The 26,246-nt window shown below is 67.8% G+C and carries 24 protein-coding genes; 14 read left to right on the forward strand and 10 right to left on the reverse strand.

What is annotated here, in order from left to right:
- Positions 1-28 precede the first annotated feature (28 nt).
- The 4 genes from OVA02_RS11870 to OVA02_RS11885 all read left to right on the forward strand — a co-directional run bounded on the left by OVA02_RS11870 (position 29) and on the right by OVA02_RS11885 (position 2,840).
- Positions 29-769, forward strand: coding sequence for a hypothetical protein (locus OVA02_RS11870; RefSeq protein ID WP_267658537.1), 741 nt, complete (start codon positions 29-31; stop codon positions 767-769).
- Between the two features lie 82 nt (positions 770-851).
- On the forward strand, positions 852-1,370 hold the full coding sequence (locus OVA02_RS11875) for a hypothetical protein (protein ID WP_267658538.1): 519 nt from the start codon (positions 852-854) through the stop codon (positions 1,368-1,370).
- A 172-nt stretch (positions 1,371-1,542) separates the two neighbouring features.
- Positions 1,543-1,770, forward strand: coding sequence for a helix-turn-helix transcriptional regulator (locus OVA02_RS11880; RefSeq protein WP_267658539.1), 228 nt, complete (start codon positions 1,543-1,545; stop codon positions 1,768-1,770).
- Positions 1,770-2,840, forward strand: coding sequence for a tyrosine-type recombinase/integrase (locus tag OVA02_RS11885; RefSeq protein ID WP_267658540.1), 1,071 nt, complete (start codon positions 1,770-1,772; stop codon positions 2,838-2,840). The genes OVA02_RS11880 and OVA02_RS11885 overlap by 1 nt, the downstream gene beginning before the upstream one ends.
- A gap of 347 nt (positions 2,841-3,187) precedes the next feature.
- On the opposite strand, the gene rmuC is transcribed toward OVA02_RS11885, so the two are convergent.
- Both rmuC and OVA02_RS11895 read right to left on the reverse strand, forming a co-directional pair.
- Positions 3,188-4,867: a DNA recombination protein RmuC gene (gene rmuC / locus OVA02_RS11890; RefSeq protein ID WP_267658541.1), complete on the reverse strand. Its 1,680-nt coding sequence runs from the start codon at positions 4,865-4,867 to the stop codon at positions 3,188-3,190.
- Between the two features lie 115 nt (positions 4,868-4,982).
- Positions 4,983-6,116 carry a TetR/AcrR family transcriptional regulator gene (locus OVA02_RS11895; RefSeq protein ID WP_267658542.1) on the reverse strand — a complete coding sequence of 378 codons (1,134 nt, stop codon included), beginning with the start codon at positions 6,114-6,116 and terminating at the stop codon, positions 4,983-4,985.
- Positions 6,117-6,284: 168 nt separating this feature from the next.
- On the opposite strand from OVA02_RS11895, the gene OVA02_RS11900 reads away from it, so the two are divergent.
- From OVA02_RS11900 to OVA02_RS11910, 3 genes are read left to right on the forward strand one after another with little or no spacing between them, the layout of a single operon-like run.
- The gene (locus tag OVA02_RS11900) at positions 6,285-7,583 is read left to right on the forward strand and encodes an MFS transporter (RefSeq protein WP_192170328.1); all 1,299 of its coding nucleotides are present in this window, start codon (positions 6,285-6,287) and stop codon (positions 7,581-7,583) included.
- The gene (locus OVA02_RS11905; protein WP_267658543.1) at positions 7,580-9,427 is read left to right on the forward strand and encodes a glycoside hydrolase family 3 protein; all 1,848 of its coding nucleotides are present in this window, start codon (positions 7,580-7,582) and stop codon (positions 9,425-9,427) included. The genes OVA02_RS11900 and OVA02_RS11905 overlap by 4 nt, the downstream gene beginning before the upstream one ends.
- A 32-nt stretch (positions 9,428-9,459) precedes the next feature.
- On the forward strand, positions 9,460-10,800 hold the full coding sequence (locus OVA02_RS11910; protein WP_267658544.1) for an aspartate aminotransferase family protein: 1,341 nt from the start codon (positions 9,460-9,462) through the stop codon (positions 10,798-10,800).
- A 43-nt stretch (positions 10,801-10,843) separates the two neighbouring features.
- Here OVA02_RS11910 and OVA02_RS11915 read toward each other — a convergent pair whose 3' ends face one another.
- The 7 genes from OVA02_RS11915 to OVA02_RS11945 form a co-directional block, all read right to left on the reverse strand.
- The gene (locus OVA02_RS11915) at positions 10,844-11,614 is read right to left on the reverse strand and encodes an ABC transporter ATP-binding protein (RefSeq protein WP_192042487.1); all 771 of its coding nucleotides are present in this window, start codon (positions 11,612-11,614) and stop codon (positions 10,844-10,846) included.
- Entirely contained in the window at positions 11,611-12,651 is a 1,041-nt protein-coding gene (locus OVA02_RS11920) for a FecCD family ABC transporter permease (protein ID WP_267658545.1), read from the reverse strand. The genes OVA02_RS11915 and OVA02_RS11920 overlap by 4 nt, the downstream gene beginning before the upstream one ends.
- Before the next feature lie 13 nt (positions 12,652-12,664).
- Positions 12,665-13,759 (reverse strand): ABC transporter substrate-binding protein, encoded by a 1,095-nt coding sequence (locus tag OVA02_RS11925; RefSeq protein WP_192120290.1) that lies wholly within the window; start codon positions 13,757-13,759, stop codon positions 12,665-12,667.
- A gap of 118 nt (positions 13,760-13,877) precedes the next feature.
- Positions 13,878-14,723: a DJ-1/PfpI family protein gene (locus tag OVA02_RS11930; protein ID WP_267658546.1), complete on the reverse strand. Its 846-nt coding sequence runs from the start codon at positions 14,721-14,723 to the stop codon at positions 13,878-13,880.
- A 47-nt stretch (positions 14,724-14,770) separates the two neighbouring features.
- Entirely contained in the window at positions 14,771-15,550 is a 780-nt protein-coding gene (locus OVA02_RS11935; RefSeq protein ID WP_192120286.1) for an ABC transporter ATP-binding protein, read from the reverse strand.
- Positions 15,547-16,590: a FecCD family ABC transporter permease gene (locus tag OVA02_RS11940; RefSeq protein ID WP_267658547.1), complete on the reverse strand. Its 1,044-nt coding sequence runs from the start codon at positions 16,588-16,590 to the stop codon at positions 15,547-15,549. The genes OVA02_RS11935 and OVA02_RS11940 overlap by 4 nt, the downstream gene beginning before the upstream one ends.
- Positions 16,591-16,604: 14 nt before the next feature.
- Positions 16,605-17,438, reverse strand: a complete 834-nt coding sequence (locus OVA02_RS11945; RefSeq protein ID WP_192042483.1) for an ABC transporter substrate-binding protein — start codon at positions 17,436-17,438, stop codon at positions 16,605-16,607.
- Here OVA02_RS11945 and OVA02_RS11950 point away from each other — a divergent pair.
- Positions 17,416-18,018: a hypothetical protein gene (locus OVA02_RS11950; RefSeq protein WP_267658548.1), complete on the forward strand. Its 603-nt coding sequence runs from the start codon at positions 17,416-17,418 to the stop codon at positions 18,016-18,018. The two genes, OVA02_RS11945 and OVA02_RS11950, sit on opposite strands and share 23 nt — an antisense overlap.
- 89 nt (positions 18,019-18,107) lie before the next feature.
- On the forward strand, positions 18,108-19,052 hold the full coding sequence (locus tag OVA02_RS11955; protein WP_192042481.1) for a PDR/VanB family oxidoreductase: 945 nt from the start codon (positions 18,108-18,110) through the stop codon (positions 19,050-19,052).
- Positions 19,053-19,109: 57 nt separating this feature from the next.
- Here the strand turns inward: OVA02_RS11955 and OVA02_RS11960 are convergent, their stop codons facing one another.
- The gene (locus OVA02_RS11960; RefSeq protein ID WP_267658549.1) at positions 19,110-19,721 is read right to left on the reverse strand and encodes a DUF5134 domain-containing protein; all 612 of its coding nucleotides are present in this window, start codon (positions 19,719-19,721) and stop codon (positions 19,110-19,112) included.
- A gap of 77 nt (positions 19,722-19,798) precedes the next feature.
- On the opposite strand from OVA02_RS11960, the gene OVA02_RS11965 reads away from it, so the two are divergent.
- The 5 genes from OVA02_RS11965 to OVA02_RS11985 all read left to right on the forward strand — a co-directional run bounded on the left by OVA02_RS11965 (position 19,799) and on the right by OVA02_RS11985 (position 26,227).
- The gene (locus OVA02_RS11965; RefSeq protein WP_267658550.1) at positions 19,799-21,250 is read left to right on the forward strand and encodes a PepSY-associated TM helix domain-containing protein; all 1,452 of its coding nucleotides are present in this window, start codon (positions 19,799-19,801) and stop codon (positions 21,248-21,250) included.
- Between the two features lie 91 nt (positions 21,251-21,341).
- Complete coding sequence (locus tag OVA02_RS11970; RefSeq protein ID WP_244637981.1) at positions 21,342-21,560, forward strand: heavy-metal-associated domain-containing protein; 219 nt, start codon at positions 21,342-21,344, stop codon at positions 21,558-21,560.
- 107 nt (positions 21,561-21,667) lie between these two features.
- Positions 21,668-21,874, forward strand: coding sequence for a heavy-metal-associated domain-containing protein (locus OVA02_RS11975; RefSeq protein ID WP_192128433.1), 207 nt, complete (start codon positions 21,668-21,670; stop codon positions 21,872-21,874).
- Positions 21,867-23,930, forward strand: coding sequence for a cytochrome c oxidase assembly protein (locus OVA02_RS11980; RefSeq protein WP_267658551.1), 2,064 nt, complete (start codon positions 21,867-21,869; stop codon positions 23,928-23,930). The genes OVA02_RS11975 and OVA02_RS11980 overlap by 8 nt, the downstream gene beginning before the upstream one ends.
- Positions 23,927-26,227 (forward strand): heavy metal translocating P-type ATPase, encoded by a 2,301-nt coding sequence (locus tag OVA02_RS11985; protein ID WP_267658552.1) that lies wholly within the window; start codon positions 23,927-23,929, stop codon positions 26,225-26,227. The genes OVA02_RS11980 and OVA02_RS11985 overlap by 4 nt, the downstream gene beginning before the upstream one ends.
- The last annotated feature ends 19 nt before the right edge of the window (positions 26,228-26,246 follow it).

The raw sequence follows: 26,246 nt of genomic DNA on the forward strand, positions 1-26,246 counted from the left end.
CCGACGCTCCCGCGTGATCGCAGGGGCCATGGCAGCGGTCGCGGTCGTCGCGATCGCCGTCATGGTGCTCGTCGCTGCACTCAGGGGCGGCGACACCACACGAGAGGGTGTCGCAGCTGGCAAGACGGAGGCCACCAGCGAGCCCACCGCCGATGACAGCAGCCCAGCCGGCCCGGTGGAGGAAGGGCAGCCAGAGCCCCACCTGGACGGGCCTGTCGATGACGTTCAGCAGGATGAGGTGCCGGCGGTCGCCGCTGCTCCTGACACGAGCTCGAAGGTCTCTGCGGCCGACCGCGCCAAGGCGCTCAGGGGCCGCGACAGCGTCGGGGAGCAGGCACCCGTCACGGTGAACGACAAGGTTCGCTCCGAGGAGGGCACGCAGGCGCCCATCTACCCGACCGGGGCAACCACCGAAGCGGTCGCCGACACCACGGACACCACGAAGGACGACTTCGCGTTCGCACTCGGCGTCGTCTCAGGCAAGACCGTGACGGCAGCCAAGGACCAGTGCCTCCTCGACTGGGCGACGGCCACACTGCCGACCAAGAACAACGTGGGCGAGCTCAGTGTCCAGAGCGTCTGCGGCACCTCGGCAGCTGTCCTCGTGGGTGGCTACGGAGTGAACGGAAGGGACCTCACCGGTCGCGCGGCGGAGCAGCCAGCGTTCGCGGACGTCAAGGGCCTCCTTTTCGGCCCCACAGCCGTCCGCTACGCATCGGTGGCCACGACCGACAACAAGGCCGTCCTGTTCGTCGTCGCACCCGCCTAGCGGCTCCTCGTGGCACCGGCCGCAGCTCCCCTCCACGGGCTGCGGCCGGTGCCGCTGTCACGGTGCCGCACACATAGGCACCATGACCACGACGTTCCTCGAAACAGACCACCCCCGGGCAGCATCCGGCGCCTTCACCGAGAAGATCCATGGGACGCCCGAGGTGGGCCTCGCCCACCCCGCCCTGCCTGCCTTCGACCCCACGTTCTACAAGGAGCGCATCGCCGGTCTGAACCCGGTCGACGTCAGCACCCTTCCACCCCGCCAGGCGGCTGCCGTTCGCAACGCGACGCAGGCCGTCAGCGACGCCTGGGCGCTCGAGCACGGCCTCAACGGCTTCCCTCAGCCGGACGACCACGCCACCGCACAGGTCTTCCGAGACGGGGAGCACCTCGTCGTCGACGTCGAGCACACCGACCTCTCCGAGGCCCCCTTCGGCGCGATCGTCGTCTTCGACACGGCCGGCGCCACGGTGGCCGCGTTCGACAACGTCGCGGACGACTTTGGGCCCCGGTACGAGACGATGACGGGTCTCCGGGCACAGCTGCTCGCAGACCTCGCGGAGAGTTCCTCCGACGGCTCGCTCGGCGACACGCTCTAACGCACCGACAGCCACTCCCCCGCCGGGGCTTCCACACGGAGGCCCCGGCGTCTGCATGCCTCGCCTTGTCCTGCGTCCAAGAGAATGGTGTTCGACAGACTTGCTCGTCGGGAAAACGACCCTGCCCACCTTTCGTTCTTCGCCATTTGACAGTGCCGCGCATGTGACAGGCATGACGACGACCGACCTGACACCAACCGGTTCCACCCCCCTGCTGAAGGAGTACCTCACGCTTGACGAGCTGAGTATTTACATCCAGATTCCTAAGCGGACCATCCACCACCTTCGAAGCAAGGGGACCGGTCCTGTCGGGAGGAAAGTTGGCCGCTCCTTGCGTTTCAGTCGAAAGTCTGTCGACGCCTGGTTCGAAGCTCTTCCCGCAAGCAGCGGCGGACGCTGATGCTCGAGAAGGACAAGACCACGAAGAAGTGGCGTGCTCGGATCTTCTTCAAAGGCCGGCAGATCACCATGCAGACCTTCGAGTTCAAGAAGGACGCAGCCAAGTGGGAGGCAGATCAGAAGCTCGCTCTGGCCAGCAACGAGTGGCACGACGCTCGCGCCGGCGACATCACGCTGGCCGCGGTCATTCGTGAGTTCAACGAAGCCCGTACTGGGACGGTGTCGGACAAGACCCTCGACACCGACGAAGCAAATCTCCGACTTCACATCCCCGAGAAGATGCGCCGAATGCCCATCCGCGCCGTCCAGACGGCGGAGTTGAAAAGTCTGTATACCGCGCTGCTCAGGAAACGAGCCCACTCCACCGTCAAGCGCATCCGCGATAGCACCATGTCTTTGTTCAACTACGCAGTCGACATGGCCTACATCCCGCACAATCCGGTCAAGGACGTGCCCGTTCCTCGAGGTGATGGCCGGAGCGACAAAACGGTTCGTCCCTTCACGAAGGACGAGTACGAAGACATGCTGGCGGCGCAGCGAGAGAGAAGCCCGCGGTACGCGGACTACGTCGAGTTTCTCCGCGAAACGGGCCTCCGATGGGGAGAGCTCGTAGCGCTCCGCGTCGGCGACGTCGTTCACGAACCTTTTGACGCCATCATCGTCCGGCGGTCTCAGTCGGATGGATACGCCGAGAAGCAGACCAAGAGCGGACGCGTACGAAGGGTTCCGCTCCTCGGTAACGCGGCCGAGATAGCTGCTCGTTATGCCCAGGGACGTAAGCGCACCGAGCGACTCTTCACAAGCCCGACCGGTGCCCAACTTAACGGCGGCAACTTCAAGCGCGCCCTTGACTGGGCTGCTACCGCGCACGGCCACCGGGAGTACGACCTGCGCCACTACGCAGCGACCTCCTGGCTCCGCGACAACGTAGATATCAAGACGGTGTCTGCCTGGCTTGGGCACGCGACCACTCAGCTGACGCTGGATACCTACAGCCACTACATGGGGTCAGATGCCGACGGAGCTGCGATCGAGCGCGTGCGAAGGGCTCGGGCGACAGCAGGGGCATAGTTGCATCTGGAGGGCGTCGGAGGACCCGACACCGAGAACGAAGAAGGCCAAGCCAATGGCCAGACATACGCTCGTGTTATGTGCAGCTGAAGGAGCTCGAACCCCCAACCTTCTGATCCGTGGTCACGTGCTCCGAGGGAGCGACCTAGTGCAGGACGTGCGGCCCTACGGACAACGACAGCGGTTAGCGGGCGCGCCCCGTTGCCATCGAGAACCATCGGGATGTATTTGCGTGGAGCTGTTTAAGTCGACCAAAAAGGTGAGTCAGTTCGGACTGATGGATGACCGACCTCAATGAAGCGTCACTAGGACTCCGAAGTAGGTCACTAGGACTCCGAAGTAGGTCACTAGGACTTCGAAGTAGGCTCGAGGCCTGCGAGTTCGGCGACCTCCTCGCTCTCCTGCAGCCCACCTGGCAATGCCGCCGGCTGCTCGATCTCGAGCGTCTCGACATCGCGTAGCTTCCGAGCGACAGCACGGGTACGAACACCCGCCTCCGAAACAGTCTTTTGAGCAGTCGCAAGCTGCTTCTCCAACTTGTCCCACACGTCGCCGTACTTCTGGAATTCGTCCTTTGCTGCGCTCAGCACCTTCCAGACTTCCGAACTTCGTTGCTCGATCGCGAGCGTTCGGAAGCCCATCTGAAGGCTGTTGAGCAGGGACATGAGCGTCGTCGGTCCCGTGATGAGAACTCGATGGTCGTTCTGCAGTTTGCTGGCAAGTCCAGGTTGACGGACCACTTCGGCGAAGAGCCCCTCGGTCGGCAAGTACATGATCGCGAAGTCGGTTGTCTTGGGAGGAGAGATGTACTTGGACGAGATGAGCTTCGCCTGCGTGAGAATGGCCCTTTCTAGGGTCTTTGCGGCCACGTCCACGAGAGCTTTGTCCCCCGCCTCCTGGGCATTCAGCAAGCGCTCGTAGTCCTCCTGCGGCAGCTTCGAATCGATAGGCAAGTAGACGGCTTCATCGGGAGTGCGCCCAGGAAGCTTGACAGCGAACTCGACGCTCTCGGTTGTCCCCTCTTTCACGACGAGGTTCTGGACGTATTGCTCGTGCGTCAGCAAGTCTTCGAGCTGCCGAGACAACTGGACCTCCCCCCAGCTGCCGCGACTCTTCACGTTCGTGAGTACGCGCTTGAGCCCCCCGACATCCGACGCGAGTGCCTGCATCTCGCCAAGACCCCGCTGGACGAGCTCAAGACGTTCGCTCACCAACGCGAATGACTCACCGAGTCTCTTCTCCAAGGTGCCTTGCAACTTCTCGTCGACCGTCTCGCGCATCTTCTCGAGCTTGGCTTCGTTGCCGGTTCGCAGCTTGTCGAGCTCCTGACGCATCGACTCTTGAAGCTGACCTTGCTTGTCCGCATTGCTCACCTGTAGTTGCTCGATGGTGGCCTTAACCGCCTCGAGCTTCCGTTCGTTACTCGACTTCATGCTGTCGAACTCGACCCGGAGAAGATCTTGAAGTTCTTGCTGCTTGACCGCGTTCTGGTCCGTGAGCACCTGTACCCGCTCGGCATTCTTGGCCAGAGCCGCGGTGTTCGATTGCTCCAGCCTCTCAACGGCCTCTCGAATCTTCTCGAGTTTTGCCTCGTTTGCAAGGCGCAGCTCGTCGAAGTTCGTGCCGACGGACGTGCGAAGGGCGGCATCACCGGCGAGCACTGCTTGCGCATGCTCGTGGAACTTGTCACGAAGGTGGGCGAGCCCTTGGTCCAGGTTGCCGCGCAGCTCGGACTGCGTTGAGCGCTGAAGTTCGACCGCTTGGTCGGCTGCGACCTTGTGCTCGCGCAAAGTGGTCGACACCCGGGCATCCAGGGCTCGCTGCCCCTCGTTGATGGCAGCACCGAGCTCTTGCCTCTGGGCACTGAGGTCTTGACGTATGTCAGCCCCCAGGGACGAGAGGGCTCTCTCGTCGGCTGGCGACGCGGGGCCGACGCCGCCTCCTGGGCGGCGGACAGCCAGCATGATCAAGACAAGGATCGTCAGGACGAGATTGATGATGAGCACAATCGTGCTGATGTCGAGCAAAGCCGCCCCCAGGTTCCGCGCCTGACCCCCAGGCGGGCCTACTTTAGACCGACTTGGCCCAGGGCATCGCCCCCCAACGGTGGGCATTCGACGATGGAAGGTGGACCGGGGTCGATCAGTCAGGCCCGCGGCCCTCCTGAGGCAAGATGCTGTCGACGTACGCGTCCAGCTGGTCTCCGATTCCGCGGAAGTCCCCGTCGCCCAGGGCCTGGATCTGGAGCCCCTCCCACAAGCCGACCAGCTGGACGGCAGCGACGGCGGGCGGCATGAAGCCGTCGCGTCCACCTTCACCGCGAGCGTCCCCGATCAGTCGAGTGAAGTACGCGATGGCTCGTCGATACCTCTCGGCGAGGTAGCCGTGGGCAGGGTGCCCGACGGCGACGGCCTCGGAGGCGACCCTCGTGTGCAGCTCGATCAGGCCCGGCTCGTCTCTCGCGTCGAGTCGCGCGTCGGCCCCGATCGCCGCGAGTTCCTCGGCGGGCTCGACATCCTCCTGCGCCCGGCTCGCGAGCATCTCGTCTCGACGACGCAGCACGGCCGTGAGCAGCTGCTCCTTGGAACCGAAGTGGTACAGCAAGGTCGACGGACTCACGTTCACCCCGTCCGCGACATCCCTCACACTCGTCCCGTGGTACCCGTGGCGAGCGAAGCGGCTGGTGGCGTCAGAGAGGATCTCTTCTCGCCGCTTCTCCCCCGGGGCGTAGCCGATGCCGCTGCGCTCAGCCATGTCGGCCAACGTCACGACCACCTCCGGGACGCCCACCGACTCGAGGCGGACTCCGAGACCAGCCTCGGCGTCGAGGAACCCAGCCGGCTGGATGTCCCCGGGCAGGTACTGAGCCAGGAGGCGCAGCCCGGTCCACAGCACGAGCGACTGCTCCAGACCCAATGCGGCCACCGACGGCGATCCGTCGAGCCTGCGGCTGATGTCGGCCCATCGCTTCCCGAGCCGCGCACGCGCCTCGACTGCACCGTCGGCGGTCTCCAGCATCGATGCGAGAGTGTCGAACGAGGGCACCGCAGCCGTCGCCCTGGCCACTGCGCCCAGGGACATCTCACCGGCGGCCATTCCGTCGAGCACACGACCGAGCTCGTCGTCGAGCCCCTCGAAGACAGCAAGGATCAGGGACGCTTTCGAGCTGAAGTGACGCAGGAGCCCTGGGTGACTGACGCCCGCACCTGCGGCGACGTCACGCAGGGACACCGGCACCAGGCCACGTTCGACGAACGCGATCCGGGCAGCTTCCACGATGTTCCGCCGCGTCTGCCGAGCTCCCGCCGCTCGCCCCTGCACCACGTTCGCCACGCCCCATCGTCCCACCTCAAGTAGTTACCAGCTAATCAGGATTCAGTTACCAACTGTTCCAAATTGCCCTATGCTCGCGTCATCCACCACTGGACCCCGAGAAGGAACCCCATGACAGAGACGTCACCGGCCGACGCCGAGACCTCCCCGCAGCCGTCAGGAACGACAGCCAGCAAGGGCGGCACCGCCAGTCCCACCTACTTCGCCACACTCGGATTCGCGACCTTCGGCTTGTACTTGGCACTGCTGACGCCGGTCTTCGTCTCGATGGCGTTCAAGCTCCAGCACATCACCTCGTCCCCCGAGGCAGCCGTCGGCGCCCTCGGTCTCGTCACGGGTGTCGGCTCCCTGTTCGCTCTCGTCGCGAACCCGCTCGTCGGCCGCCTCTCGGACCGCACGACCTCTCGTTGGGGTCGTCGCAGGCCCTGGATCCTCGGCGGCGCACTCGTGGGCGTCTTGTCGTGCTTGCTCATCGGAGTCGCCGACGAAGTCTGGGTCGTGCTCGTCGGGTGGTGCCTCACCCAGGCCGCGATCAACGGCGCCCTGGCTGCGACGAACGCGACGGTCCCTGACCAGGTGTCGCCCGCGAGGCGCGGACTCGCCTCGGGGATCATCGGCGTCATGACCTCCGTCGCCATCCTCGGCGGCAGCTTCCTCGTCAACTTCATCGCCGGCGACGTCGGGCGGTTCCTCGCGCCCGCGCTCGTCGCACTCGTCGCTGCCGCCGTGTTCGTCATCACCCTCGACGATCGCAAGCTGACGACCGCGCCGCGCGAGCGCTACGGGATCCGCGACTTCTTCGGCTCGTTCGCGTTCGACCCCGTCCGGCACCGGGACTTCGCCCTGGCGTGGCTGACCACGTTCCTCGTGATGTTCGGCTACGCAGGCGTGGCTACCTTCCTGCCCCTCTACCTCAGCGACCGCTTCGCACTCCAGGAACAAGAAGCCATCGGGATCGTCCTGCTCTGCAACCTCGCCTCGACGATCGCCACCGCTGTCTCCGGCGCACTCGCGGGCATCGCCTCCGACCGGACAGGCCGACGGCGTGTGTTCGTCACGGCAGCCGGCGTCATCATGGCAGGAGGGCTGATCCTCATGGCCGTCGCCCCCTCAGTGCCCGTCGTCATCGTCGGACAAGGACTGATCGGCCTCGGCGCGGGCGCGTTCCTCGCCGTCTCGCTCGCCCTGGCGACCCAGGTCCTGCCCGACCCCGCCGACACGGCCAAGGACCTCGGTGTGCTCAACATCGCCAACGCCCTGCCCCAGTCCATCGCGCCGGCGATCGCACCGTTCATCATCGCCGTCGGTGCGACGACCGTCCTCGGCGGCTACACCGTCTTCTATCTCTTCGGCGCCCTCGTCGTCCTGGCTGGCGCCTTCGTGGTCTACCTCATCAAGGGAGTCCGATGACCCACCGTGCCCCGACCACCGTCCCGGACAGCTCCGACCACGAGGTCGAGCACGACATCGACCGTCGCTACCGCGACCCCGATCTCCCCACCGCGGAGCGGGTCGAGATCCTGCTGCGACAGATGACCCTGGCCGAGAAGGCCGGCCTGTTCTTCCACGACATGATCAGCATGGGCGAGGGCGGCGAGCTCTCCGAGGGCGACGAGGAGTTCCACCTGCCCTCGAACGCGACGTTCGTCCTCGAACACCAGATGTCCCACTTCAACCTGCTCACGGGCGGCGACCCCCGTCAGATGGCGGCTTGGCACAACCGCATCCAAGAGCTCGCTGCCTCCACTCGGCTCGGCATCCCCGTCACCATCTCGAGCGACCCCCGGAACTCCTACAGCGACAATCCCCTCGCGGGCCTCCTCGCGGGCAGCTTCTCGGTCTGGCCGGAAGCGCTCGGCCTCGCCGCCACGCGCGACGCGGACCTCGTCCGCCGCTTCGGGGATGTCGTGCGCCGCGAGTACAGGGCTGTGGGCATCCGCGTCGCCTTGCACCCCCAGGTCGATCTCGCGACCGAGCCGCGATGGGCGCGGCAGCTCGACACCTTCGGTGAGGACGTCGAGCTCACCTCGCGCCTCGGCACCGCCTACGTCGAGGGGCTTCAGGGCGACCGTCTCGGCACCGAATCGGTGTCCGCCATGATCAAGCACTTCCCCGGAGGAGGCGCCCAGAAGGACGGCGAGGACCCGCACTTCGGCTACGGCCGCGAGCAGGTCTACCCGGGCGGGCAGTTCGAGCTCCACCTCAAGCCGTTCGAGGCAGCGTTCGCAGCAGGCGTCAGCCAGGTCATGCCGTACTACGGCATGCCCGTGGGCACCGAGCACGAAGAAGTCGGATTCGGGTTCAACCGCTCAGTCATCACAGGTCTGTTGCGGGAGCGGTACGGCTTCGACGGCATCGTGTGCACCGACTGGGGCCTCCTCACCGACTCCGAGGTCTCGGGCGAACCGTTCCCCGCCCGCGCCTGGGGCGTCGAGCACCTCGACCAGAGCGACCGCATGCTCAAGGCGCTCGACGCCGGCGTCGACCAGTTCGGCGGCGAGAAGTGCCCCGACGTCCTGATCGGGCTGGTCACGAGCGGCAGGGTGGACGAGGCCAGGCTCGATCAGTCCGTCCGCCGCCTCCTCCGTGAGAAGTTTATCCTGGGGCTCTTCGACCAGCCTCTCGTCGACGTCGAGGCGGCAGGTCGGATCGTCGGATCACCCGAGTTCATCGCGGCGGGCGAGGAGGCGCAGCGAGCCTCCCTGACGCTCCTCACGAACCGAGCTGCCAACGGAGGCGAGGGAGCAGCCGTCCTGCCGGCCCCGCGCGGCAGCCGACTCTACGTGGAAGGCATCCCACGCGAGATGGCGGCGCTCTACGCCCAGGTGGTCGACACTCCGGAGGCAGCCGACATCGCCGTCATCCGGACGCACGCGCCGTTCGAGACCCGACCGACAGCGTTCGAGAACTACTTCCACGCGGGATCGCTCGAGTTCGCCGCGGAGACCTCCGCCCACCTCCGTGAGATCGCATCGGCCGTCCCGACGATCGTCGACGTCTTCCTTGATCGGCCCGCCGTCCTGACGCCGATAGTCGAGAACGTCGCGGCGATCATCGGCAACTGGGGAGCCGGGCCAGGAGCCCTCCTCGATCTGGTCTTCGGCGAGGCTGCGCCCCGAGGACAGCTCCCCTTCGATCTCCCGTCGAGCACTGAGGCTGTCGAGGCAAGCCGCCCCGACGTCCCGTTCGACACGGCGTCGCCGCTCTTCCGGTTCGGCCACGGACTGACCTACGACGCACCTCCGACTCCCTAATGCCCACCACGCCAGACCACGAGAGGACAACGATGCTCACCCTCGAGTCCGCCACCCAGAGGTTCACCGAACGGTTTGCCGCGTCGGCCCGCGCCACCGAACACGGCAAGGGGCTCATCCCCGGGGGCTACAGCCGTACGTCCTTCAACTTCGGTCCGCACGCCGTCTTCGTCACAGGCGGCAACGGGGCCTTCATCGACACGGTTGACGGCCATCGCCTGATGGACTTCAACAACAACTTCACCGTGAACATCCTGGGACACGGCCACGAGGCCATCTCCGATGCCCTGATCGCAGCGATCCCCAGCGGGGCCTCGTTCGGGAATCCGGTCTCGGAGGAGGCCGAACTCGCGGCGATCCTGATCGACCGCATCGCATCGGTCGAGAAGGTGCAGTTCTCGTGCTCGGCTTCCGAGTCGGTGATGACCGCGGCGCGCATCGCGCGGGCTTACACGGGCAGGACCAAGATCGCGAAGTTCGAGGGCGGTTACCACGGGTTCACCGACCCCGTCAGTGTGTCCGTGCACACGCACGAGGCACCTGAGTACGGGACGGACGGGAATCCGCGACCGGTCGCGGACGATTCCGGCGTGCCGCAGCAGACCGTCGATCTCGTTGTGGTCCTCACGCAGAACGACCTCGTCGGGACCGAGCGCATCTTGCGTGAGCACGGAGCCGACCTCGCTTGCGTCTTCGTCGAGCTGGAGTCAGGAGCCGGCGGCCACGTGATGCTCTCTGACGAGTTCGTGCACATGCTGCGCCGTGTCACCAACGAGCTCGGCATCGTCCTCGTCATCGACGAGACCGCGAACCTCAGGGCGGCTTACCACGGCCTGCAGAGCGTCTACGGCGTCGAGGGCGACCTGACGGTCATGGGCAAGATCATCGGGGGCGGCCTGCCGCTGGGCGCCGTCGGAGGGCGAGCCGACATCATGAGCGTGCTCGAGACCGGACGGGTCGCCATCTCGGGCACTCACCACGGTCATCGCCTCGCCCTGGTCGCCGGCATCGCGTGCATGCGTGCGCTCGACATGGCCGCCTACGACCGCCTCAACTCCATGGCCGGGCGCATCCTCGCCGACCTGAGCTCCTGGGCGGCAGAACGGAACAGCCCCTTCACCATCTTCGGCCGGGGTTTTTCGTCCCTCGCCTACGCCTACTGCAACGAGCCTGGCCAGCAGGTCACGACGCACCGCGACTACTGGCACAAGGTCGATGCGGAGAGGACGCAAGCGCTCTCTCTGGAGCTGGCAAACCGTGGTTTCTTCCCGGTCGCCCGTGGAGAACTGTCACTCTCCCTCGCGATGACCGACGACGACATCTCCGCGTTCATCCAGACCGTGAAGGACATCGTCACGGATCTCGAGTCCTGACCGGGTCGGGAGCTGCCGAGCAGGGGCACACCAGGCCTTCTCGTCACCGGCCCACCGGCGCCGTGACGAGGTGCGGGCGCCCGGTCAACGGGTGCTCGGTGATCGCCGAACGGCAGCCGAAGACTTCTTCCGTGAGCCCTGAAGTGAGCACCTGAACGGGGTGCCCGGAGGCGCGGATGCGCCCTTCGTGCACGACGAACAGATGATCGGCGTGGGCGACGGCGTGGTCCAGGTCGTGCAGCACGACGACCCTGGTCAGGTCGACGTCCTCGAGGAGGGCGAGCAGGTCGTGCTGCGCCCGGACGTCGAGGTGGTTGGTGGGCTCGTCGAGCAGGAGCACAGGCGCGTCCTGGGCCAGGGCCCTGGCGAGGAGCACTCTCTGACGCTCGCCACCGGAGAGCGTCAGGTAGCGACGGTCGAGGAGGTGCACGGCGCCGCATTTCTCGAGGCACAGCCGCATGATCTCGCGGTCCGCCGCGGACTCCACGGCGAACCATCTCTGGTGAGCATGGCGTCCGGTCGCGATCACGTCTCGGACGAGGAGGCTGTCGTTCGTCGTCTGGTGCTGGGTGACGACTGCGCGGAGTCGTGCGGCGTGGCGAGGGGTGATCGTCGAGACGTCGGTGTCACCGATGAGGATGCTTCCCGAATCGGGCTGCAGGGCTCGATACATCGCGCGGAGGAGGGTCGACTTCCCCGAGCCGTTCGGGCCCACGATCGCGACGAACGAGCCCTGCTCCACCTCGAGGCTCAGGTCGTGGATGAACGGGCGTCCGCCCAGGCTGATGGTGACGTGGTCGAGGGAGACCCTCATGCTCGCTTCCCCTCGGAGTTCATCAGCCAGAGGAAGAAGGGGCCGCCGATGAGGGCGGTGAACACGGTGAGCGGGTACTCGTTGGGGCTGCCGACAGTGCGTGCGACGAGATCGACGAGGATGAGGAACAGCGCCCCCGCGATCGCCGAAACCGGCAGCAGGCGCCTGTGGTCTGACCCGACGAGCAGCCGCATCGCGTGCGGGATGATGAGGCCGACGAAGCCCACTCCCCCGGCCACGCTCACCGCCACCGCCGTGAGGACTGCCGAGACCAGCAGCAGCCCGAGTCGGGTGCGCCGCAGGTCGACGCCGACTGCGGTGGCGTCGTCGTCGCCGAGTGCGAGAGCGTTCAGGCCTCGCGACTGAGCGAGCAACCACGCCCCCGCGACGACGAGGACCACCGCGGGCAGGACCAAGGCCGACCACCGTGCCCCGGCGACACTTCCCATCATCCAGAACAGGATGCCTCGCAGCTCACCGGGATCCGCGTGGAGCTGGACGAAGCTCGTGCCGGCCATGGCGACGTAGCCCAGGGCGACCCCCGACAGCACGAGCCTCATGTCGGTGAACGAGCCAGACCGCTGCGCGAACGCGAAGACCAGTCCGAGCAGCCCGATCGCCCCGACGAAGGCGGCGACGGAGGTCGTGACGCCCAGCAGGGCGGCCGACCCGAAGGCCATCACCAGGACGGCCCCGAAGGAGGCGCCCGAAGACACCCCGATGATGTACGGGTCCGCCAGGGGGTTGCGGAGCAGCCCCTGGAGAGCTGCCCCCGCGAGGGCGAAGGATGCCCCGACGATCCCGGCGAGGACGACCCGGGGAGCTCGCAGCTCCCAGATGATCCTCTGGTCGAGGGGATCGATCGAGCCCCTGTCCCCGCTGAGGTTGCCGACGACGGTCCGCACGACCGCCTCGGGGCTCACGGAGACGCTGCCGATCGAGACCGCCACGACGGCGACGACGGTCGTCGCGGCGGCCAGGACGACCATCCACGCGAGCAGCGAGCCCTGTCGCGTCGGCGACGTACGAACCTCCACGAGCCCCGGCCGATCAGAAGGCGTCGGGGTGCGCAGCGCGAGCGATCTTGTCGATCGCGGCGGCGTTCGTCGGCCCGACGTACACCCCGTCCGACACGGTCACGTAGCTGTTGTTCTTGGCTGCGTCCCACTGCGGGTACTCGGCGAAGAGCGCTGCCGCCTCAGCGTCGAGGTCTTCTCCCCGAGTGAACCCGCCGACGACCAGGATGTCCACATCGGCGGAGGATAGCTGCTCTTCGTCGATGGCCGAGGTGAAGGTCAACCCGCTGTCCTTCAGTGCGCCCGAGACCCCTGCGCGGGCGAGGACGTCGTCGAAGATCCCCCCGAGGAACACGGCGGGCATCCCGTTGGGCGTCATCATCGACATGCCGGGGAACACGATCAGCCCCGTGGGCTCTTCCTTGCCCTCGACGGCTGCCGACACGGCGTCGATCTGACCGCGCAGGTCATCCACGAGGACCTGCGCCTCGTCCTGCACGTCGAAGACGTTGCCGACCAAGTTGAGAAAATCGAAGGACGACTCCACGGTGGCCTCGTCGAACGCGCCGAGTTCTTCCTCTGTCGCGTCCTCCTTGCCCATGGCGCAGTTGGCAGGGTTGACGAGGGTCTCGATGCCCGCCTCGGCGAGCTCCTCCCGTGACGACTGACCGGAACTCGGGTCGAACCCTCCCGAGGTCGTCGCGATGACGAGGTCCGGCTCGAGCGCGAGGAGCTGCTCGGCGGGGATCTCGAAACTGCCGGCCATGTCGACGTCTCCCGTCGGGAGCGCGTCGATCTGCTCGACCAGTCCCGGCATGTCGGACATGCCGTAGTTCTGGGTGTTCGCGAGGATCGTGTCCTCGAGATCGAGCATCACGAGTGATTCCACCTCGGAGACCGACGCTCCGTTCATCAGGACGACTCGAGAGGGCCGCTCGTCGAACGTCTGGGTGAGGCCGCAGTTCTCGACGCTGAGGGGATACGACGTCGGCCCGCCGGTGAGCGTCGTCCCGTCGCCGACCGGGCCGGCTGAATCGGCAGGAGACGTAGTGGCCGAGCACCCCACCAGGGCGGTGAGGGTGACGAGTGATCCGAGGGCCAGCGCGGTACGTGATCTGGCGAAGTGCATGGGAAGGCCTTTCTTCAGAGGGAATGATTGACTCTACAAGTTGTAGAACACAGCGACACGCGGATTCCTCCACGTCGACACACCGTGCGCCGCATGGCGAACGGATGCCCGTGCAGTGTCAGCGTGCGGGGGCGCGGAGCTCTTCGACGAGCGGTGCGAGGAAGTCGCGAGAGAGGTCGGTCAGTGCCGGGCCGGCCTTCTCGGGAGTGCCCGTGTCGATTGGGGGCTCGGGGGCGTACTCGGCGCCCAGAACGGCGAAGCGTGCCATCTCGTCCCCGCACAGGTACGAGACCAGCTTGATGGCGAGGTCCATCCCCGCGGTGACTCCCGCCGCGGTCAGCCGGTTGCCGTCCTCCACCACGCGCTCATTCACCTCGACGGCGCCGTAGCCGGCCAGGAGGTGCCGGACGGACCAGTGCGACGTCGCACGTCGTCCCTCGAGGAGGCCTGCGGCGGCGAGAGCGATCGAGCCGGAGCAGACGCTGGTGACGTAGGTCGCCTGGTCGCCGAGGCGTCGCAGGTCGGCCATGGCACGGGCGTCACGGAGGAGGATGCCCGTGTCGCCACCGGGCACGAGGAGGACTTCCGGGGCGACACGCATGTCGTGGAGCGCCAGCGCGGGCACCAGGGCCACACCGCTGCTGCTCAGCACCGCTTCATCCGCGGAGCCCGTCGTGACGAAGTGCACGTCCGCGCCCGTCGCTGCCAGAAAGTGGAAAGGACCGACGACGTCGAGAAGCTCGAAGCCGGGGTGCAGGACGATCAGGATCGTCTTGCCCGTGGCGAAGCGCATCCCGGGCCGCGCGGCGAGGGTGTGGTGAGCGGCGATCGAACGGTCGATGGCGTCCTGCTTGGCGGGGTCGTCGCCGACCACGCTGAACAAGGTGCTCCCGGTCGGGTCGTTCCCTGCCGTGTGTCCGGGCAGCGCCGCAGTCTCGGCGGTGTCGTCGAGTTCGTCGTTCACGTGTGGTTCTCCTTCTCGTAGTGGTCGTGACCGGTCGGGGTCGGCCGTCAGCTGTCCGCGTAGACGAGCTGGAGGCGGCCGGTGAGCGGGTTGACGAGCGTGTCGGCGCGGACGCCGAACACGCGCTGCAGCAGCTGCGGGGTGAAGACCTCGCCCGGCAGTCCCGAGGCGACGACCCGGCCGTGTTCGAGCACGACGATCTCGTCGCAGTAGGACGCCGCGAGGTTCAGGTCGTGCAGCGTGACCAGGGTCGTGACGTCGAGCGCCCGGACGAGAGCGAGCAGCTGGAGCTGGTGTCGGATGTCGAGATGATTGGTGGGCTCGTCGAGAACGAGGAGCCGCGGCTCCTGCGCGAGCGCGCGGGCGAGCTGCACGCGTTGCCGTTCTCCACCCGAGAGCGTGCTCATGCCACGGTCGGCGAAGTCCTCGACACCGGCCCTCCTCATCGCCAGCTCGACGACTCGCCCGTCCTCGGCACGGCCCGATCCGAGCAAGCTGCCGTGCGGTAGGCGTCCGGTCGTGACGCAGTCGACGACGGTGAGTTCGAGGTCGACGGGGCTGTCCTGGACGACCGCTGCGGTGATGCGCGCCGCCTCCTTGGCCGACATCGACCACACGTCACGATCCTCGGCGAGCACGGTCCCCTTGGCCGGCCGCAGCATGCGGTAGATCGTCCGCAGGAGCGTCGACTTGCCGCTCCCGTTCGGGCCCACGAGGCCGACGACGTTCCCGTGGGCACTCAAGGCCACCTCTTCGATGATCCGGCGTCCGGCGAGGTCGACGCTGACGCCTTCGACGCGGAGCGCTCCGCCTGCCCTGACGCTCATCGTCCGCTCCGCCCGGAGCGGCGCAACAGCCAGAGGAAGAACGGTGCACCGACGACGGAGGTGAGGAGGCCGACCGGCACCTCGGTCGGCGCGAGAAGCAGCCGGGCACCGATGTCCACCAGCACCAGGAGGAGCCCCCCGGCGAGAGCGGACGCAGGAAGCACCCAGCGGTGGTCGGAGCCGATCACCATGCGGACGGCGTGCGGCACGACGAGTCCGACGAACCCGATGGAGCCGCTGACCGCCACGACGACGCCGACGAGCAACGAGGTGATGACGAACAACCCCAGTCGCACCCGGCCGACGTCGACACCTAGGCTCGCGGCCGTCTCGTCACCGGTGAGGAACGCGTTGAGGACGGGAGCGAGGAGCACCAGCACGGCCGTCGACGCGACCAGCACGAGGGCCGGCACACCCAGGTCGCTCCAGGTCGCCGCGGCGAGGCTGCCGGCGAGCCACGAGAGCACCGGCCCGACGCCCTGGTTCGTGCCGCTCGACCGGAGGACGAGGTAGCTCGTGACGGAGCTCAGCAGGTACGACAACGCGACGCCCGCGAGCAGCAGCCTGTTCGGTGTGACGCGCCCTCCCTGCTGGGCGAGCACGAAGACGAGGAGTGTCGCGACGAGAGCTCCAACGAAAGCGGCCAGCGGTGTGGACACGGAGGCGAGGGCACCGGTCGTGAGGGTGAGCGCTGCGACCGCGGCGACGGAGGCGCCCGACGAGACACCGAACACGAACGGGTCTGCCAGGGGGTTCCGCACGACGGCTTGGAGGACGGCACCCGCGACCGCGAGGGCCGCTCCGACGACGAGGCCGAGCAGGGCGCGAGGAAGACGGAACACCCACACGATCTGGTCGTCGAGACCGTCGACCTGGCCGAGGGCCCACGGCGCCAGGCGCCCGCCGACGACCTCGAGGACTCGACTCGGCGCGATGCCGACGCTGCCGACAGCCACGGACAGGACGACGGCGACGAGGCAGGCGGCGACGAGCGCGCCGACCATCAGCTTCGGGCGACGGGGAGCCGGTCGCCGAGTCACGGCGGCCCCTTCGCTCACGACGAGGGAACCGGGAGCTTCAGGTCGGGGTGGATCGCGTTGGCGATCTTCGTCAGCCCGACCATGACCGAGATGGAGGAGTCAGTCTCCTGCGTGGGCACCTCGGTGATCTTGCCGGCCTGCACGGCGGGCAAGTCGGGGAAGTTCTCCTCGAGGAACGCCTTCTGGGACGCGAAGTCCTGTCCGGGGAAGGTCCCCACCAGGACGACGTCCGCGTCGGAGGCGGCGAACTCCTCCTTGCTGACGTAGACGGAGTCCGACGAGAAGACGTTCTCACCTCCCGCGGTGGTGATCAGGTCGTCGTAGATGCCACCCGCGAGGACGATCACCGGGCCGGTCCCGCCGTTGAAGTAGGCCGTCCTGGTGATCGGCTCGTCCTCGACGGCCGAGACGACGGCCGACCTGTCAGCCTCGAGCTCCGCGACGACCTCGTCGGCCCTGTCGGCGACGTCGAAGATCGTCCCGTAGTCGCGGAGCGTCTTCTCGACGGACTCGATGTTCCAGGTCTCGGTGCTCTGCGAGTCGGTCGAGCCGCAGAGGTTGGCGCCGTAGACGGCCGCCCCGGCCTGTTCGAGCTGCTCGACGGATGCGTAGCCCTGCGAGGCGTCGAACGCGAAGCCGTCGAGGACCTGACCGGTCACGAAGTCGGGCTTCTCGCTGAGGAGGACCTCCTTCGAGGGGAAGCCCATCTCGCTGCCGACGTTCTTGAGCCCGGTCGCCTGCGACGCGACCGACTCGGGATACGGCGCGTAGTTCTCCTGGACCGCGACGATCCGGTCGCCCAGGCCCAGGGCGAGGAGCGCCTCCGTGTTCGACTGCCACAGGCTCACCACACGCTCCGGCGGGGCGTCGATGGTGATCTGTCGACCGCAGTTCTCGAGGGTGAGGGGGTATGCGCTCGACGTCGCGTCAGTCGACGTCGCACCGGCAGGCGGACTCGCGGGCGTCGCCTCGTCGCCCGTGGCAGTGCACGCGGTGGTCAGGAGCAGGAGCGCGGCCGCTGCCCCGGTTCCGGAGAGGACGCGTCGGACAGTGGGCCGCATGGGACTCCTTCAGTCGGTGATGACGTCTATTCTACGTATCGTAGAAGAGGCTCGCGCAACACTTCTCGACCTTGAACTACATTCTGTAGAACACCGTCGCGACGACACCGACGAACGATTCGAGGGAGCATCGATGACCACCGCCAACGAGGTCGACCACCTCCCGTGGCTCGACACGGCGACGAGCCTCACACAGGTGGTCGCCATCGCCGTCTTGATCGTGTTGGTGCTCGCTCGACCCACGCCGGACGACGACGACCCGCGGGCCGTGACCCTCGGCGACGACGTCGCCTCCCTGAGGCACCTCGCCGACCGGCTCGCCTCCCGATTCGCTCGAACGCGTCGAGCACCGAGAGACCCGTCGTGACCCCGCCGCTGTTCCGGGCCCTGCGCGCCCGCCGGACGCCCAGCTCCTCGACTCGGGGAATGACCCGGCCTGCAAGACAGTCAGTACGCGTGCACGACATCACCCGGGCGGCCCGCGACGCGCTCCTCGTCGAGCTCCGGCCCGTGCATCCGGACCAGGAGCTCGAGACCTTCGAGGCCGGGGCGCACGTCGACCTCCACCTCGACGAGCGCCTCGTGCGCCAGTACTCACTCGTCAGCCACGGCGACGACACGGCGAGGTACCTCGTCTGCGTGCGCCACGACCCGAACGGTCGCGGCGGCTCGGCGGCGGTGCACGAGCGGCTCACCGTGGGCGACGTGGTCGACGTGTCGAGGCCCCGCAACACGTTCCCCCTCGGCCGGTCGGACTCGATGGCGGTCCTCCTGGCAGGAGGTGTGGGCATCACGCCGTTCGTGACGATGGCCGAGCAACTGCACCGGTGGGGCACGCCTTTCGAGCTCCACGCCTGGTCCCGCGACGCCGACGCCCTCCCCCTCCTCGCCGTCCTCACCGCCAGCCCCTGGCGTGATCGCGTCACCCTGCACCACAGCGACGAAGGCGACTCCTTTCGGACGAGCTGGCCACGGTCGCTCGAGACGGTCGACGACGGAGGCGCGGTGTACGCCTGCGGGCCCGCGGGCTTCGTCAGCGTGGCCCGGGACCGCGCCCTCGCGGCGGGCTGGCGGGCGGACCAGGTGCGATCCGAGAGCTTCGACCCACCCGCCGAGACGCCACGAGACGGCGATCGGAGCTTCACCGTCGTGGCCCGCTCGACGGGCGAGAGGATCGAGGTCGGGGCGGACGAGTCCCTTGCGGAGGCCCTGGAGCGGCGAGGCTATGAGACCTACCGTTCCTGTGGCCAGGGTCATTGCGGGTCGTGCCTGACCGCCGTGCTCGCCGGCGTCCCCGATCATCGGGACGATTTCCAGACGGAGGCGGACCACACCGCAGGGACCCACATCAACACCTGCTGCTCGCGGTCGCTCTCTTCCGTCCTCGAACTAGACGTGTGAGCCGTGGGCGGTCACGCGGGCCCGTGGGCCTGGGCCTTGGGCGGCGTGAGGTGTTCTCTACACGTTCATCAGGACGAGCATCCACGCCATGCCCGCGGCCATCACGACGTGGCAGAGCAGGTGGACGCGGTGCCCTCGGCTGATGAACATCTGCACGAGCCACCAGAGGGCCGCGGCCGCTGAGACTACGACGAAGAGGACGTTGACGACGTCGGCCCAGATCGGGGTCGCCATCAGCATGTCAGCACCGGTATCCGCTCCGGCGTGCTCGGCGTGGATCGATCCGCCGCCGGCACTCATGGCACCGGCCATCAGCAACGGCATCGCGGCGAGCATCCAGATCATGGCCGCGTCCAGCGCGACGTGGCCCACGAGGTCGATGCGCCCACGCCGGGACGACGCGCGCAGGAGGGGCGGCACGAGCGAGAGGCCGAGGATCACGAACAAGAGGACCTGCGCCCAGGTCACGACGTCCATCGCGAAGAACCAGGTCATGGCGATCATGGCGATGCTCATGACGCCGTGGTTGACGTCGACTAGCTCGCCGTCGGTGATGGCTGCTCGCCGATCCGTGGCACGGAGCCTTCCCACCAGGGCGTCCCCCACACAGATCACGAAGGTGAACGCGAAGGCGATGGTCAGGACGATGTTCCAGGGGTAGTCGATCACGTCGCCAGGCTAGTTCTACATCTTGTAGAGTGCCAACTCGACGACCGGACGACCCCGGTCCCGACCGAGAGGCTGGCATGACCGCGACCGAGATGGACCGCCGCACCGGGGCCGACGTCCCGAACAGACCGACAGGCCGAGCGGGCCGTCCAGGCAAGCGTCCGACGAACTGGTTCGCCGCTTTCTGGCGGTGGCACTTCTACGGTTCCATCATCGTCATCCCGGTCCTGTTCATCCTCTCGATCTCGGGCCTGACCTACATGTTCCGAGCCGAGGTCGACTCGTTCACCCATCCCGGCGTCCTCACCGTCACCGCCCCCGACGGCGCAGAGCGCGCCTCCCTGTCGAGCCAGGAGGCCGCTGTCCGGGAGGCCTTCCCGGACAGGGAGATCCTCTCCGTCGTGGACGCGACCGGCGACCGTTCGACCGTCTTCGTCACGGAAAGCGCCGACGGCGTCGGGAGCAACGTCTACGTCGACCCGTACTCGACCACCGTGACGGGGGACCTGACCGAGAACGAGCTCGTCTCGAACTGGGCCGAGCGAATCCACGGCGACCTCCTGCTGGGCGACGAGCAGATCGGCGACCGGATCGTCGAGCTCGGGGCCAGCTGGGCGATCGTCCTGACCGTCACGGGGTTCATCATCTTCTTCCTGGGTCGCCGCCCCCAAGGCGCTGCTCGGGCGAAGAAGGTGCCGGGCTCCAGGCTGCGTGGCATGCACGCGATCGCCGGCCTGCCGGTCGGGCTGGGCATCCTGATGCTGGTCGTCTCTGGCCTGCCGTGGACGGGCGTCTGGGGATCCCTTGCCGAGCAGGTCGCAGCGGGCGACGGAGGATCCCTGTGGGGCGCGGACCCCGGCGCCGAGTCGACCCTCGGCGACCTGATCGAGGACACCAACGGCACGACAGCACCGGCCGGCTGGGCGATCGCGGGCGGCCCTCTGGGGACGAGCCAGGGCGCGGGCCCGATAATCTCGATCGACGAGGCCGTCGACGCCGCTCGCCATGAAGGCGCGCCCGAGCCGTACTCGATCGTCTACCCAGAGGGGGACGACGGCGTCTTCAGCGTGATGGGCAGCCAGTGGAACGACAACGGCAACGCCTCCGAGTCCGACGTGGCCCTCGAGAAGACCGTCCACGTCGACCAGTACACCGGCGACGTCGCCGGCACCTACGGCTACGACGACTTCAGCGCCACCGCCAAGACGGTGTCACACGGCGTCGCGCTGCACGAGGGACGTCGCTTCGGCACCGTCAACACGGTGCTCACGGTGCTCTTCTGCCTCGCCGTGATGTTCCTCTGTATCTCGGGACCGCTCATGTGGTGGACCCGTCGAGGACGCGCCGCCGGGCTCTCGGCCCCCCGGGCAGCGCTCCCCGTCTGGAGCAGCAGGGTCCTGCTCGTCGCGATGGTGGCCCTGGGGCTCTTCCTGCCGGTCTTCGGGCTGTCCCTGATCCTCGTGCTGGCACTGGACCAGCTGCTCATCCGCAGAGTCCCGCGCCTGCGCAAGTTCTTCGGCTCGGTCTGATCACACAGCCGAGTCGCGAGATGTCGGACGAGACTGCCGACGACCGCTCGCGCATCACGCCCGCGCGGCCCACGATGGAAAGGGATGCATGATGACCACTTGGACAGGGCCCGTGAACGGCCTCACCTGCAACGGCTGCGTGACGACGGTCACCGAGACTCTCACCGGCCTCGACGGCGTCGACTCGGTCGACGTCGACCTCGCCCCCGGGAAGACCTCGACGGTCACCGCGCACGGCACGCGCGAGCTGAGCGACGCCGAGGTCGGCGCCAGTCTCTCGGCGGTCGGAGCATTCTCGATCGCTCGCTGAGGGACCGGTCGACGTCGAGAGAACACGCTACCCACGGCGTTCTACAGCACGTAGAGTAGGGGGTGCGTGAGGCGTCGACCGGGAGGCCTCCATTTGAGAGGACCCCTGTGCAGACCACGTTCACCGTCGCCGGCATGACCTGCGAGCACTGCGAGAAGCGAGTCGCCGGGGAGGTGGGCGATGTCGTCGGTGTCGAGACAGTGACAGCCGACCACGTGACGGGCCTGCTCTCCGTGACCAGCACCTCTGCGCCCGATCCCGAGGCTGTCCGCGAGGCGGTCGAGGAGGCGGGCTACACCGTCGTCGATGGCTGAGACGGTCTCGCCACAACCGGCAGCCGACCTCGCCCAGCGAACTCGCGATCGACGCACGGCCTTCGGCTCCGTTTTCGTCGGCATCCCGCTGCTTGCAGTCGTCGTGACCGTCGTCGTGATGGGCCCGTCCGGGTACGAGTCCCTGCACCGACCTGTGCCCGACCTCGTCACGTCCCTGACGAGCGGCCTGCTCCGGGTCGTGGCCGAGTGCGCCAGCTCCGTGACGGTGGGCGCCTTGTTCTTCGCCGCCTTCGTCCGAGCACGCTCGGGCGCACGCCGGCTCGTCGTCGACAACGGTCGTGACCTCGGCACCATCCGGTGGGCCTCGCTCCTCTGGGCCCTCAGCGCGACCAGCCTCGCGGCCGTCGACGCCGCAGACGCCAGCGGACAATCGCTCGACCGACTGCTGGAGCCTGGCTCGCTCTCGTACCTGATGTCCGCCTCCTACTTGCCCGGCGCGTGGGTGGTAGCAGCTGTCGTCGCGTGGACCATCTACCTGATGGCGAACTTCCTGGGCACATGGCAGCCGCTTCTCGTCATGCTCGCCCTCAGCCTCATCGCCGTCCTCGCCCCTGTCGTCGTCGGGCAGGTCCTGGTCGGACCGCAACACGACTTCGGCGGCGACGCTGCCATCATCGGCACACCCGCCACGACCATCCTCACGGGGCTAGTGTTCCTGGCGGCCTGGGCTGCTGCGCGAGGAGACGCCCTCGGTACCGTCGAGGCCCGCCGCTTGCGGTGGACGGCGGTCGTTACCGGCGTGATCGCGGCGGGCACCCAGGTGGTCATCGCCGCGTTCATGCTGGCGGGCTCGGCTCCGTGGGAGAGCGCGACGGGGTGGCTGTTCCTGGTGCGGTTCGCCCTCCTCGGCGCCCTCGGCGTGCTCGGTTGGCGGGCGACACGACCCGATGCCGCCCCAAAGCACTCGACCTGGACGATCACGTCGCTCGCCGCCCTGCTGCTCTCTGCACACCTGGGGATCGCCAGCGCCATGACGCGCATCCCGCCTCCTCAGTACTTCGTCCCCACCTCGGTGGACCAGGTGTTCCTCGGCTACGACGTCGACAGCGAGCCGAGCCCGCTCGTGCTCCTCCTGGAGTGGCGACCCAACATCCTCTTCGCCGTCCTGACCGCGGCAGGAATCGGCCTGTACCTCTGGGGTGTCCGACGGCTCCGACAGCGAGGCGACGCCTGGCCCGTGGGACGCACGATCGCCTGGGTGCTCGGCTGGGCCACGGTGTTCCTCACGACGTCATCCGGCCTCGGCAAGTACTCCAGCGTGTCCTTCAGCCTGCACATGATCCTGCACATGTCCCTCAACATGCTCGGGCCGCTGCTGCTCGTGATGGGCGGCGTCGTGACGCTCGCCCTGCGAGCCAGCACCGCGCACCGGAGGAACGAGCCCGCAGGCGTGCACGAGTGGATCACCGCGGTGCTGAACTGGCGCCTGACCCACGCGTTCTACCACCCGGTCCACGTCTTCGTCTCGTTCGTCGGCACCTACTACCTGCTCTACCTGACGCCGATCTTCGGGGAGGCACTGAGGTACCACTGGTCACACCAGCTGATGAACCTCGACTTCCTCGTCATCGGCTACGTCTTCTACAGCCTCGTCATCGGCGTGGACCACCCGCCACGTCCGCTGCCCCACATCGGCAAGCTCGGCCTCGTCCTCGCCGCGATGCCGTTCCACGCCTTCTTCGGCGTCGTCATCATGTCGAGCGAGACCGTGATCGCACAGAATTACTACGAGTACATCGGCAAGTGGTGGATGACCGATCTCGCCCACGACCAGTACGTCGGCGGCGGCATCGCCTGGGCCGCCGGCGAGCTTCCCCTGATCGCAGTCGTAATCGCCCTCGTCACCCAGTGGTCGAGACAGGACTCCCGACGCGCGAAGCGGGTCGACCGCCACCTCGACAGCGGCATCGACGACAGCTTCGAGGCCTACAACGACATGCTCCACCGGCTCTCCGGCCGGAGCACCACCCCCTCGGGACCGCCCGAGACGACGGCGACCGCCGAACGGGTGCCCGAGATGAAGGACCAGACGTGACCACCACCTCCCAGCCCACGACAGTCGTCGACACGACCACCGGCCCGTCGGAGGCATACTTCGAGCTCGACGTCGGCGGCATGACCTGCGCTTCGTGCGCGAACGCCGTGGAGCGGAAGCTCAACAAGCTCCCCGGGGTGACCGCCTCGGTAAACTACGCCACCGAGCGCGCGCTCGTCTCGGGGCTGGCCCCCGCAGAGGTCGACACGGCCATCGCCGCGGTCGAGAAGGCGGGCTACGCCGCCGCGATGCGACAGGGCGACGACGACAGCTGGACCGCCAGGGCCACCGAGACCACGATCACGTCGCTGCGTCGCCGACTCGCCGTGGCGGCGCTGCTCACCATCCCGCTCTGCGACCTGACGATCCTGCTCGCGCTCGTGCCTGGTTTCCGGTTCCCGGGCTGGCAGCTCGTCTGCGTCCTGCTGGCCGTGCCCATCGTCACGTGGGCGGCGTGGCCGTTCCACAAGGCGACCTGGCGCAGCCTCCGTCGAGGCACGTTCGGCATGGACAGCCTTGTCTCGCTCGGCAGCATCGTGTCCTTCGGGTGGGCCGTCTACACGCTCGTCTTTGCCCCGAGCACCGAGCCGGGCTACTGGCTCGGCTTCGGCGTGACCCCCGCCGGCGCCGATGCCATCTACCTCGACGTCGCCGCCGGCATGGTCACGTTCCAGCTCGGCGGGCGCTACTTCGAGACCCGCTCGCGCCGCCGCGCCGGCGACGTGCTGAACGCCATCGGGAACCTCGCCGTCCGGCAGGCCCGCGTCCGTGACGCCGACGGCACCGAGCGTGTCGTGCCGTCGGCCGAGCTCCGTGTCGGGGACACGGTCGTCGTCCTCCCTGGCGAGCGGATCGCCGTCGACGGGACCGTCTCGTCCGGGACGTCCACCGTCGACACCAGCGCCATGACCGGTGAGTCCGTCCCCGCAGACCTCGCACCGGGAGACGCCGCCATCGGCGGCACGGTCAACGTCACCGGACGTCTGGAGATCACCGCCGTCACTGTGGGCGCCCGCACCCGCTTGGCCCAGATGGCGGCTCTCACCGAGGACGCCCAGAGGCGCAAGGCCGGGGTGCAGACCTTCGCCGACAAGGTCTCGTCCGTCTTCGTGCCCTGCGTGATCGCCCTCGCGGTCATCGTGACCGCCGTCTGGCTCCTGATCGGCGCTGAAGCCTCGACGGCCGTCGGCAACGGCATCGCCGTCCTGATCATCGCATGCCCCTGCGCGCTCGGCCTCGCCACCCCGACCGCGCTCATGGTCGGCATCGGCCGCGGCGGGCAGCTCGGCGTGCTCATCAAGGGACAGGACGCCCTCGAGGCGAGCGGCGTCATCGACACCGTCGTCCTCGACAAGACCGGCACCGTCACAACCGGCGGCATGCGCGTCGTCGACGTCGTCGTCACCGGGACGCTCGATCGCGAGACCCTGCTGCGCCTCGCCGGCAGCGTCGAGACCGCCTCGGAACACGCTGTGGCCCGCGCCGTCACGGCGGCCGCGTCCGCCGAGGTCGGTGCCCTGTCCACGCCCGAGGGCTTCACGGCGCTGACCGGCCTCGGTGCCCGCGCCGTCGTCGACGGCCACCAGATCCTCATCGGCAACGCCCGCCTTCTTCGCGAGAACGGGATCGAGCTCGACGCTGTGCTCACCGGGGCGGTCGAACGGCTCGGCTCGACCGGCGCCTCCGCGGTCCTGCTGGCTGTCGACGGTGTCGCCTCGGCAGTGTTCGGGGTGCACGACGACATCAAGCCGTCCGCGCCCGCCGCGGTCGCGGGACTCCGGGCGCTCGGCCTGCGCACGGTGCTTCTGACCGGGGACACGGACGGCGTGGCGCAGACGGTCGGAGCAGCCATCGGAGTCGATGACGTCATCTCAGGCGTCCTGCCAACCGACAAGGCCGCCGCGATCTCCGCCCTCCAGGCCGACGGGCACAGGGTCGCGATGGTGGGCGACGGCGTGAACGACTCCGCTGCCCTCGCTACCTCCAACCTGGGGCTCGCGATGGTTCAGGGCACCGACATAGCGATGAAGGCCGCTGACATCATCCTGGTCAGGGACGACCTCCGTGTAGTCGTGGATGCCGTCCAGCTGTCACGCCAGACGCTCCGGACGATCAGGCTCAACCTGGTCTGGGCGTTCGGGTACAACGTCCTCGCCATCCCGCTGGCTGCGGTCGGCTTGCTCAACCCGCTGATCGCGGCGGCGACGATGGCCCTGTCTTCGGTGCTCGTCGTGTCGAACAGCCTGCGACTGCGCTCGTTCGAGCCGAACCGCGGCGGAGGCGCACCTCGCGGGTGATGCGCCTCCGCTGACGTCG

Origin of the sequence: Frigoribacterium sp. SL97, from assembly GCF_026625765.1 — a bacterium.
In the GTDB taxonomy this organism is placed as follows: Bacteria; Actinomycetota; Actinomycetes; order Actinomycetales; family Microbacteriaceae; genus Frigoribacterium.

Excerpts from the sequence above, each read along its gene's own strand:
- OVA02_RS11870 (WP_267658537.1), top strand. The coding sequence starts at position 29 with ATGGCAGCGGTCGCGGTCGTCGCGATCGCCGTCATGGTGCTCGTCGCT.
- OVA02_RS11970 (WP_244637981.1), top strand. The coding sequence starts at position 21,342 with ATGACCACTTGGACAGGGCCCGTGAACGGCCTCACCTGCAACGGCTGC.
- OVA02_RS11925 (WP_192120290.1), bottom strand. The coding sequence starts at position 13,759 with ATGCACTTCGCCAGATCACGTACCGCGCTGGCCCTCGGATCACTCGTC.
- OVA02_RS11980 (WP_267658551.1), top strand. The coding sequence starts at position 21,867 with ATGGCTGAGACGGTCTCGCCACAACCGGCAGCCGACCTCGCCCAGCGA.
- OVA02_RS11900 (WP_192170328.1), top strand. The coding sequence starts at position 6,285 with ATGACAGAGACGTCACCGGCCGACGCCGAGACCTCCCCGCAGCCGTCA.
- OVA02_RS11915 (WP_192042487.1), bottom strand. The coding sequence starts at position 11,614 with ATGAGGGTCTCCCTCGACCACGTCACCATCAGCCTGGGCGGACGCCCG.
- OVA02_RS11905 (WP_267658543.1), top strand. The coding sequence starts at position 7,580 with ATGACCCACCGTGCCCCGACCACCGTCCCGGACAGCTCCGACCACGAG.
- OVA02_RS11910 (WP_267658544.1), top strand. The coding sequence starts at position 9,460 with ATGCTCACCCTCGAGTCCGCCACCCAGAGGTTCACCGAACGGTTTGCC.
- OVA02_RS11875 (WP_267658538.1), top strand. The coding sequence starts at position 852 with ATGACCACGACGTTCCTCGAAACAGACCACCCCCGGGCAGCATCCGGC.
- OVA02_RS11880 (WP_267658539.1), top strand. The coding sequence starts at position 1,543 with ATGACGACGACCGACCTGACACCAACCGGTTCCACCCCCCTGCTGAAG.
- OVA02_RS11885 (WP_267658540.1), top strand. The coding sequence starts at position 1,770 with ATGCTCGAGAAGGACAAGACCACGAAGAAGTGGCGTGCTCGGATCTTC.
- OVA02_RS11965 (WP_267658550.1), top strand. The coding sequence starts at position 19,799 with ATGACCGCGACCGAGATGGACCGCCGCACCGGGGCCGACGTCCCGAAC.
- OVA02_RS11935 (WP_192120286.1), bottom strand. The coding sequence starts at position 15,550 with ATGAGCGTCAGGGCAGGCGGAGCGCTCCGCGTCGAAGGCGTCAGCGTC.